This window comes from Pandoraea sp. ISTKB (assembly GCF_001721285.1).
Classification (GTDB): Bacteria; Pseudomonadota; Gammaproteobacteria; order Burkholderiales; family Burkholderiaceae; genus Pandoraea; species Pandoraea capi.
On sequence record NZ_MAOS01000077.1, the window covers coordinates 1 to 9,959 of the forward strand.

Genomic DNA, 9,959 nt, shown 5'->3' on the forward strand with positions numbered 1-9,959 from the left:
TCGCACCCGAGCGTGTCGATCAGGCAGTAACGCGCGGTGTCGAAGGCAAGATCGCTGCGGATCTCGTAGGTCAGGACGTAGTCGACAATGTCGGTCAGCACCTTGTCGGGCGAGGGGCGCACGTTCGAAATGGGTGAATGTTTCGGAACGCTCGATTCATTTGCAGACATCGACTACCTCCTGTGACGGGGATCAGCGCCTCGTCAGAACGCGTCTCCCGGAATGCGGACCCAGCCTTCCATCAGCACACGTGCGCTGCGGCTCATGATGGCCTTCGTGACCGTCCACTCGCCGCCCGCCTCGTTGGCCTCGGCACCCACGCGCAACGTGCCCGACGGGTGGCCGAAGCGCACGGCGTTGCGTGCGCCACCCCCGGCAGCCAGATTCACGAGCGTGCCCGGAATGGACGCCGCCGCGCCGATACACACCGCCGCCGTGCCCATCATCGCATGATGGAGCTTGCCCATCGACAGCGCACGAACCAGCAGGTCCACGTCGCCGGCATTCACGACCTTGCCGCTGGACGCCGTATAGCCCGCAGGCTTCGCCACGAACGCGACCTTCGGCGTGTGCTGGCGCGTTGCCGCTTCCGACACGTCCTTGATCAGCCCCATGCGAATGGCGCCGTGAGCGCGAATCGTCTCGAACATGGCGAGCGCTTTCGGATCGCTGTTGATGGCGTCCTGCAACTCGGTGCCCTTGTAGCCGATGTCCTCGGCGTTCAGGAAGATCGTCGGAATACCCGCATTGATGAGCGTCGCCTTGAACGTGCCCACGCCGGGGACTTCGAGGTCGTCGATCAGATGGCCGGTCGGGAACATCGCACCGCCCCCGCCGTCACCCTCTTCCTCGGCGGCCGGATCGAGGAATTCGAGTTGCACTTCGGCGGCCGGGAACGTCACGCCGTCGAGTTCGAAGTCGCCCGTCTCCTGCACGGCACCGTTCGTCATCGGCACATGCGCCACGATGGTCTTGCCGATGTTGGCCTGCCAGATGCGCACGACAGCCACGCCATCGCGCGGCACCCGCGCCGGATCCACCAGTCCGCCGCCGATCGCGAACGGGCCGACGGCCGCCGACAGATTGCCGCAGTTGCCGCTCCAGTCGACGAACTTCTGATCGATCGAGACCTGCCCGAACAGATAGTCCACATCGTGGTCCGGCCGCTCGCTCTTCGCGATGATGACCGTCTTGCTGGTGCTCGACGTGGCCCCGCCCATGCCGTCGATCTGCTTGCCGTACGGATCGGGGCTGCCGATCACACGCATGAGCAACGCGTCGCGCGCGGCGCCCGGCGTCTGCGCGGCAGCGGGCAGGTCCTGCAAGCGGAAGAACACGCCCTTGCTCGTGCCGCCACGCATATACGTGGCGGGAATGCGGATTTGTGGCTGATGTGCCATCACGTCTCCCCTCAGGCCGCGGCCTGCGACGATTCCAGAAAGTCTTGCGCGAAGCGCTGAAGCACCCCGCCCGCCTCGTAAATCGACACCTCTTCGGCCGTATCGAGACGGCAGGTGACCGGCACGTCGATACGCTCGCCGTTCTTGCGATGGATCACCAGCGTCAGATCGGCGCGCGGCGTGCGCTCGCCAACGACATCGAACGTCTCGCTGCCGTCAATGCCCAGCGTCTTGCGGTTCGTGCCCGGCTTGAATTCGAGCGGCAACACGCCCATGCCGACCAGATTGGTCCGGTGGATACGCTCGAAGCCTTCGGCAACGATGGCTTCGGTACCGGCCAGACGCACGCCCTTGGCCGCCCAGTCACGCGACGACCCCTGACCGTAGTCGGCCCCGGCAATCACGATGAGCGGCTGCTTGCGCGCCATGTACGTCTCGATCGCTTCCCACATGCGCGTGACCTTGCCTTCCGGTTCGATGCGCGCGAGCGAGCCGGCCTTCACCTGACCGTCGACCAGCACCATCTCGTTCTTGAGCGTCGGGTTCGCGAACGTGGCGCGTTGCGCCGTGAGGTGATCGCCGCGGTGCGTGGCGTACGAGTTGAAGTCTTCTTCCGGCAGGCCCATCTTCGCCAGATACTCGCCTGCGGCGCTGTCGGCCATGATGGCGTTCGACGGCGAGAGGTGATCGGTCGTGATGTTGTCGCCCAGCACGGCCAGCGCGCGCATGCCGCGCAGCGTGCGCTCCCCGGCGAGTGCGCCTTCCCAGTAAGGCGGACGGCGGATGTACGTGCTCATCTCGCGCCAGTCGTACAGCGGCTCGGCCGATTCGCCCTGCGCCACGGACGCCGCAAACATCGGCTCGTACACGCGACGGAACTGCTCCGGCTTCACGCTGTTCGCGATGATCGCATCGATCTCTTCGTCGCTCGGCCACAGATCGGCGAGCTTCACCGGCTTGCCGTCGGCGTCGACACCCAGCACATCCTTCTCGATATCGAAACGGATCGTACCGGCAATGGCGTAAGCCACGACGAGCGGCGGCGAGGCAAGGAACGCCTGCTTCGCATACGGGTGGATACGGCCGTCGAAATTGCGGTTGCCCGAGAGCACGGCGGTGGCATACAGATCGCGCTCGACGATTTCCTGCTGAATCACCGGATCGAGCGCGCCCGACATGCCGTTGCACGACGTGCAGGCATACGCGACCACACCGAAACCGAGCGCCTCCAGCTCCGGCAGCAGACCCGCGGCTTCCAGATACAGCGTGACGGCCTTCGAGCCAGGGGCGAGCGAACTCTTGACCCACGGCTTGCGCACGAGGCCGGCGCGATTCGCATTGCGCGCGAAGAGCCCCGCCGCAATCATGTTGCGCGGGTTGTTGGTGTTCGTGCAGCTCGTGATGGCGGCAATGATGACCGCACCGTCAGGCATCAGCCCCGGCTCGTTCTCGACCTTGCCGCTGATGCCGCGTGCCGCGAGTTCGCTCGTCGGCACGCGCTTGTGCGGATTCGACGGCCCCGCGATGTTGCGCACCACGCTCGACAGATCGAACGTGAGCACGCGTTCGTACCGGGCGTTCGTCAGGCTGTCGGCCCACAGGCCGGTCTGCTTCGCATAGGTCTCGACCAGCGCGACGAGCGCGTCGTCGCGACCGGTGAGTTTCAGGTATTTGATGGTTTGCGCGTCGATATAGAACATAGCCGCCGTCGCGCCGAACTCGGGCGCCATGTTCGAGATCGTCGCGCGGTCGCCCAGCGTGAGATTCGACGCGCCTTCGCCGTAGAACTCCAGATAGGCGGACACGACCTTTTCCTTGCGCAGGAACTCGGTGAGCGCCAGCACGATGTCGGTCGCGGTAATGCCCGGCTGCGGCTTGCCCGTCAGTTCGACACCGACGATATCCGGCAGACGCATCCACGACGCGCGGCCCAGCATCACGCTCTCCGCTTCCAGCCCACCCACGCCGATGGCGATCACGCCCAGCGCATCGACCATCGGCGTATGCGAATCGGTGCCCACGAGCGTGTCGGGATACGCCACACCATCCGCCACCTGAATCACCGGGCTCATGCGCTCAAGGTTGATCTGGTGGAGGATGCCGTTGCCCGGCGGAATCACGTCGACGTTGCGAAACGCCTTCTTCGTCCAGTTGATGAAGTCGAAGCGGTCTTCGTTACGACGATCTTCGATCGCGCGATTCTTCGCGAACGCGTCCGGATCGAAACCGCCGCATTCGACTGCCAGCGAGTGGTCGACCACGAGTTGCGTCGGCACCACCGGATTGACCAGTGCGGGGTCGCCGCCTTGCGCCGCAATGGCGTCGCGCAGCCCGGCGAGGTCCACGAGTGCGGTCTGCCCCAGAATGTCGTGACACACGACACGGGCGGGGAACCACGGGAAATCGAGGTCGCGGCGTCGCTCGATCAGTTGTCGGAGCGAGTCGGTGAGCGCCGCCGGTTCGCAGCGGCGCACGAGGTTTTCGGCCAGCACGCGCGACGTGTACGGCAGGGTGTCGTACGCGCCGGGCGCAATGGCCTCGACAGCTGCGCGGGCGTCGAAATAGTCGAGCGACGTCCCGGGCAGGGATTTACGGTAGGCGGTGTTCATGTCGCGGTGTTATGGATTTGGCGCGTATGGGGGACAGTAGGAACGGCAGGAGCTGGATCGAGACGCCTCAGCGCCGATCGGCCCACGGGGAGCCCATCGGTGCCGAGGGCCGAGCGTCAGCGCTCAGCGCTTCTCGATCGGCACGAACGTCTGGTCTTCCGGTCCCGTGTAATTGGCGCTCGGACGAATGATCTTGTTGTCGATCCGTTGCTCGATGATGTGCGCGCTCCAGCCGGAAGTACGCGCGATCACGAACAGCGGCGTGAACATTGCGGTCGGCACGCCCATCATGTGATAGCTCACGGCGCTGAACCAGTCGAGGTTCGGGAACATCTTCTTGACGTCCCACATCACCGATTCGAGACGCTCGGCAATGTCGTACATCGCGGTGTTCTGCTGTTCCTTCGACAACTCGTGGGCGACTTCCTTGATGACCTTGTTACGCGGATCGCTCACGGTGTAGACCGGGTGGCCGAAGCCGATGATCACTTCCTTGTTCTCGACGCGCTGACGGATGTCGGCTTCGGCTTCGTCCGGCGAGTTGTAGCGCTTCTGCACTTCGAAGGCGACTTCGTTCGCGCCGCCGTGCTTCGGGCCGCGCAGCGCACCGATAGCGCCGGTGACGGCCGAATGGATGTCCGAGCCCGTACCGGCGATCACGCGCGCGGTAAACGTCGACGCGTTGAATTCGTGTTCTGCGTACAGGATCAACGAGGTGTGCATCGCACGCACCCACAGATCCGACGGCTTCTCGCCGTGCAGCAGATGCAGGAAGTGGCCGCCGATGCTGTCGTCGTCCGTCTCCACATCGATACGCACGCCGTTCTGGCTGTAGTGATACCAGTACAGCAGCATCGAGCCGAGGCTCGCCATCAGACGATCGGCGATATCGCGCGCACCGGGAATGTTGTGATCGTCCTTCTCCGGCAGCACGGTGCCGAGCACCGACACGCCCGTGCGCATCACGTCCATCGGGTGAGCGGCGGCGGGCACGGCTTCGAGGGCGTCCTTGACGGCGGCGGGCAGACCGCGCAGCGACTTGAGCTTGGCCTTGTAGCCACGCAGCTCGGCCACCGTCGGCAGCTTGCCGTAGACCAGCAGATAGGCGATCTCTTCGAATTCCGAGGTCTGCGCCAGATCCAGGATGTCGTAGCCGCGATAGTGCAGATCGTTGCCCGAACGGCCCACGGTACACAGCGCGGTATTGCCTGCGGTCACACCCGACAGGGCGACGGATTTCTTCGGCTTGAAGCCGGTGGCAGTCGTCTCGCTCATGCTCATTCCTCCAGGATCAGGGATTCGTTATTTCTGTTGGGCGAACAGCGCGTCGAGCTTCTGTTCGTAGGCGTGATAGCCGATGCTCTCATAGAGTTCGGCACGGGTTTGCATCGTGTCGAGCACGGCCTTTTGCGTGCCGTCGCGACGAATGGTGTGATAGACGTTTTCCGCCGCCTTGTTCATCGCACGGAACGCCGAGAGCGGATACAGCACCAGACCGACCTGCGCGCTCTTGAGCTCTTCCACGGTGAAAAGCGGCGTCGAGCCGAACTCGGTGATGTTGGCGAGCACGGGGACCTTCACGGCGTCGGAGAACTGGCGATACATCGGCAGTTCGGTCATCGCTTCGGGGAAGATCATGTCGGCGCCCGCTTCGACGCATGCGCAGGCACGGTCGATCGCGGCTTGCAGCCCTTCGACGGCCAGCGCGTCGGTGCGCGCCATGATCACAAAATTCTCGTCGGTACGCGCGTCCACGGCCGCCTTGATGCGGTCGACCATCTCCTGCTGCGTCACGATGGCCTTGCCCGGGCGATGGCCGCAGCGCTTCGCGCCGACCTGATCTTCGATGTGCATCGCGCCCGCGCCGAACTTGATCAGCGATTGCACCGTGCGCGCGATATTGAAGGCCGATGGGCCGAAACCGGTGTCGACATCGACCAGCAGCGGCAGGTCGCACACATCGGTAATACGGCGCACGTCGGTGAGCACGTCGTCGAGCGTCGAGATGCCCAGATCGGGCAGGCCGAGCGAGCCGGCGGCGACCCCGCCGCCCGAGAGATAGATCGCCTTGAAACCGGCCGCCTTGGCGAGCAAGGCGTGGTTGGCGTTGATCGCGCCGACAACCTGCAACGGTTGCTCGGTCTTGACGGCCTCGCGGAAGGCGGCGCCGGCCGAACGAATGGTTTGCGTCACTTGAGTCCCTCGGTCGTGTCTTGCACGATGCACGGTCAGACACCGCAGCATCGCACGTGGGTTGAGTAGCGGTTACGTCATAGCAACGGACGTGCCAGCCTGCACCACGGCTGTGAACATGCGATGGCTCCGCAGGTGTAACGCCTTCATTTGTCGACGGAAATTCTTCGCCGGTGTGACGTTTACGTCAAGGTAAATATGCCGCGATTGGCGGATCTTCCGTCTCAGAACGTTTCATTTTGAAACGAAAAATGAAACGCACCGTCGCAACATGCTACGATGTGACGCCATCACTCTCCGACACCCCACATTCCGCCATGCCGAATTCGATCCCTCCGGACCTGCCTTCCCGTCTGCCGGTCGGCGCGTCGGGCGCCCTGAGCGCGGCACGCGCGGGATCGATGCCCGCCATGCGAAAGCCGGTGATCTGGGCGGTCGGCATCAGCAAGCTCGGCGAGTTGTATCGCGACATCGTGCCGGACTATGCCTCGCAAGCCGAAGTGCATATCGTCGACAAGGGTTACGAGGAGGTCATCGAAGCACTGGAGCGGCTGCCCGCCGGGAGCGTCGACGGCATCGTCGCGGCCGGATCGAATGGTGACTTCCTGCGCGAGCGCCTGGCACTGCCCGTCGTGCTCGTGAAGGTCACCGGCTCGGACGTCATGCATGCGCTGGCCCGCGCGCGACGCGCATTGCCGTCGACGTCGCCCGACGCGCGCATCGCGCTGGTGTCCTACGCGCGTCCGGTCGCCGAGTTCGAGCGCTTCAAGAGCGCCTTTCATATCGACATCGCCCAGCACACCTACGTCGATGCACAGAATGCCGAAGACCTCGTGCACCGCCTGCGCGACGAGGGCATGCAGGTCATCGTCGGCCCGGGGCTGGTCACGCAACTGACCGAGCGCGCCGGGCTGACCGGCATCTTTCTCTACTCGCAGGATTCGGTGCGCGCCGCGTTCGATACGGCGCTGGAAGTCGCGCGCCTCGGGCGCATCGAAGCGCAACGGCGCGAGCGTCTCGACACGGTGCTGCGACACTTGCACGAGGGCGTAGCCGCCGTCGACCTGAACGGACGCATCGAAGCGATCAACGCGTCGATGGCCGGCATGCTCCGCGTGACGGTGGCCGATGCGGTCGGGCGCCCGCTCGACGCCATCGCTCCCGCGCTCGACATCGCCCGCACGCTGGACAGTGCGAGCGCAGAACTCGAAGCCATCGTGTCGATGGCGGGCAAGACGTGGGTCGTCAACCGCATTCCGCTGCTCGATCAGGGCACGCTCACGGGGGCGCTGCTTACCTGCCAGGATTCGCAGTCGTTTGCCCGGGTGGACCGGTCGCTGCGTTCGCGTCATCGCCCGCGACACCTCGTGGCACGCTACCGTCTCGAGGATCTGATCGGCGACTCCGCCGCCATGACACAGGCCCGCGCGCTGGCGCGCCGATATGCGCAGACCGACTCCACCGTGCTCGTGCACGGCGAGAGCGGCACGGGCAAGGAACTGCTGGCACAAGGCATCCACAACGCGAGCCGTCGGCGCGACTATCCGTTCGTTGCCATCAACTGCGCGGCGTTTCCCGAAACGTTGCTGGAGAGCGAACTGTTCGGTTACGAGGACGGCGCGTTCACCGGCGCACGGCGCGGCGGCAAGGCGGGCCTGTTCGAGACCGCGCACAACGGCACCCTCTTTCTCGACGAGATCGGTGAGATGCCGATGCCGCTGCAAACGCGTCTGCTCCGTGTCTTGCAGGAGCGCGAAGTGCTTCGTCTGGGCGCCAACGAGCCGATCCCGTGCGACGTACGCGTGATTGCCGCGACACACCGCGATCTGCGCCAGCAAGTCGCTGCCGGTGAGTTCCGCGAAGACCTCTATTACCGACTGAACATTCTGCGCATGGTGTTGCCGCCGCTGCGCGAACGTATGGACGACCTGCCCCGTCTCACGCCGCTCTTTCTGGAGCGCGCCCTCGCCCGCGCCGGCGCGCGCATGAGTGTCGACGCGTTACAGGCCTCTTTGCTGCCGCTGCTCGCGACCTATCGCTGGCCGGGGAACGTGCGAGAACTGGAAAACCTGCTGGAACGAATCGCCGTGGTTTGCGCCGACGTGGTCGACGCGCGGGAGATCAGCCGGACGCGTCTGATGGAAATCGCGCCGGAGCTTGGTGCACGCACAACGGGACCGTCCCCCGATGTTTCAGGAACGAAAGCCGAACGGCAGGTCGCAGCGCTCACCGGGCAGGACACGCACGCCGCTCACACCCCCGCCTCGATGACCGGACGCGAGCGCCGCGCCGCCGAGGAGCTTGCGCGCATCCACTCGACGCTCGCCGCGTGCGGCGGCGACCGCAATGCCGCGTGCGAAGCGCTCGGCATCAGCCGCTCGACGCTCTGGCGCAAACTTCGCAACGACGCATGACAGCCGCAGGCATGCCCCCGGCCTTGAGACGACGGACGCCGCTCAGTGCTGATGACGGATGCGCTCCCACATCTCGTGCCAGTCCAGACGCTTGTGCTCGGACGGCTCGTCGTGATGCGTCACCCAGAAGTGATCCACGAGCATGCCGATGGCGAAGCCGACGAGCAGCGCCACCAGCATCATCGAAATGTTGATCATGGACATGGCGGCCTCCCGTCGATAGGAATCACACTTTCATTCTAGTCAAACGCTTTCGTGCCAGCGCCGCAAAGTGCGATGACGCGAGACACGCAACGTCCGCGCGGCACACGGGCATAAAAAAACCGGGGTCGAAACCCCGGTTGCTCGTTTGCGGCGTTCGACGCGCGTGTTGCGCACCGATTCATTCGCTCACGCTTACCACGTTGCAATCAGCGCGCCCTTGAACTGGCTGTCGATGAATTGCTTCACTTCGTCCGAGTGATAGGCCTCGACCAGTTGCTTGACCCACGGTTTGTTCAGGTCTTGCGTGCGCACGGCGATCAGGTTGGCGTACGGGCCCTTCAGGTCTTCGATGGCGATGGCGTCACGCTTGGGCACCAGACCGGCCTGCGCGGCGAAGTTCGTGTTGATCGACGCGGCATCCAGATCCGGCAAGGCGCGCGGGAGTTGTGCCGCTTCCAGTTCGCGAATCTTCAGCTTCTTCGGGTTCTCGGCGATGTCCAGCGGCGTGGCGTTCTTGCCTTCCAGACCGGCGCGCAACTTGATCAACCCTTCCTTTTGCAGCAGGAGCAGCGCACGATTGCCGTTCGACGGATCGTTCTGGATGCCGACTTGCGCACCGTTGGGCAGATCCTTCAGCGACTTGTACTTCTTCGAATAGAAGCCCAGCGGCGAGACGTAGGTCAGGCCGGCCGTCGTGATTTTGTAGCCACGATCCTTGACCTGGCTGTCGAGGAACGGCTTGTGCTGGAAGCCGTTGGCGTCCAGATCGCCGGCGTCGAGCGCGGCGTTCGGCTGTGCATAGTCACTGAACTCGACGATCTTGATGAACAGGCCGCGCTTTTCGGCAACCTTCTTCACGACTTCGAAGATCTGGGCGTCCGAGCCGGCCATCGTGCCGACTTTCAGGGGCTTGTCGGCCGTCTGGGCCGAAGCGCCGAGGGATGCGAGCGCGAACGTTGCGCCGAGGAACGCGTTGATCAGTTGACGGGACAGCATGTGCGATTTCTCCTTTTTGCTTATAGGAACCGACGCCTGTTGGGCATCTTTGCGAGTCACGGCGGACCTGATGGGCCCGCTACGGTCGCGCGCGGCGGACAGTCCTTTCGCGCGACCCGGAAACCGGATGCTGCCACAAATGC

General features: G+C 64.5%; 7 protein-coding genes. 1 reads left to right on the forward strand and 6 read right to left on the reverse strand.

All coding sequences use genetic code 11. From position 1 onward, the window contains the following. Positions 1 to 203 precede the first annotated feature (203 nt). The 4 genes from prpF to prpB form a co-directional block, all read right to left on the reverse strand. Positions 204 to 1,400: a 2-methylaconitate cis-trans isomerase PrpF gene (prpF, locus tag A9762_RS24970; RefSeq protein WP_069344683.1), complete on the reverse strand. Its 1,197-nt coding sequence runs from the start codon at positions 1,398 to 1,400 to the stop codon at positions 204 to 206. An 11-nt stretch (positions 1,401 to 1,411) separates the two neighbouring features. Beyond that, on the reverse strand, positions 1,412 to 4,009 hold the full coding sequence (acnD, locus tag A9762_RS24975; RefSeq protein WP_069344684.1) for a Fe/S-dependent 2-methylisocitrate dehydratase AcnD: 2,598 nt from the start codon (positions 4,007 to 4,009) through the stop codon (positions 1,412 to 1,414). A 123-nt stretch (positions 4,010 to 4,132) separates the two neighbouring features. Further along, positions 4,133 to 5,284, reverse strand: coding sequence for a 2-methylcitrate synthase (prpC, locus tag A9762_RS24980; RefSeq protein WP_069344685.1), 1,152 nt, complete (start codon positions 5,282 to 5,284; stop codon positions 4,133 to 4,135). A gap of 27 nt (positions 5,285 to 5,311) precedes the next feature. After that, positions 5,312 to 6,202 carry a methylisocitrate lyase gene (gene prpB, locus A9762_RS24985; protein WP_039397405.1) on the reverse strand — a complete coding sequence of 297 codons (891 nt, stop codon included), beginning with the start codon at positions 6,200 to 6,202 and terminating at the stop codon, positions 5,312 to 5,314. Positions 6,203 to 6,519: 317 nt separating this feature from the next. Here prpB and prpR point away from each other — a divergent pair, with 317 nt between their 5' ends. Then, positions 6,520 to 8,616, forward strand: a complete 2,097-nt coding sequence (gene prpR, locus A9762_RS24990) for a propionate catabolism operon regulatory protein PrpR (RefSeq protein WP_371443336.1) — start codon at positions 6,520 to 6,522, stop codon at positions 8,614 to 8,616. 42 nt (positions 8,617 to 8,658) lie between these two features. Here the strand turns inward: prpR and A9762_RS29015 are convergent, their stop codons facing one another. Together A9762_RS29015 and A9762_RS24995 are read right to left on the reverse strand one after the other, a co-directional pair. Then, complete coding sequence (locus tag A9762_RS29015; protein ID WP_170836322.1) at positions 8,659 to 8,820, reverse strand: hypothetical protein; 162 nt, start codon at positions 8,818 to 8,820, stop codon at positions 8,659 to 8,661. A gap of 192 nt (positions 8,821 to 9,012) precedes the next feature. Beyond that, positions 9,013 to 9,816 (reverse strand): MetQ/NlpA family ABC transporter substrate-binding protein, encoded by an 804-nt coding sequence (locus A9762_RS24995; protein WP_083254280.1) that lies wholly within the window; start codon positions 9,814 to 9,816, stop codon positions 9,013 to 9,015. Positions 9,817 to 9,959 lie beyond the last annotated feature (143 nt).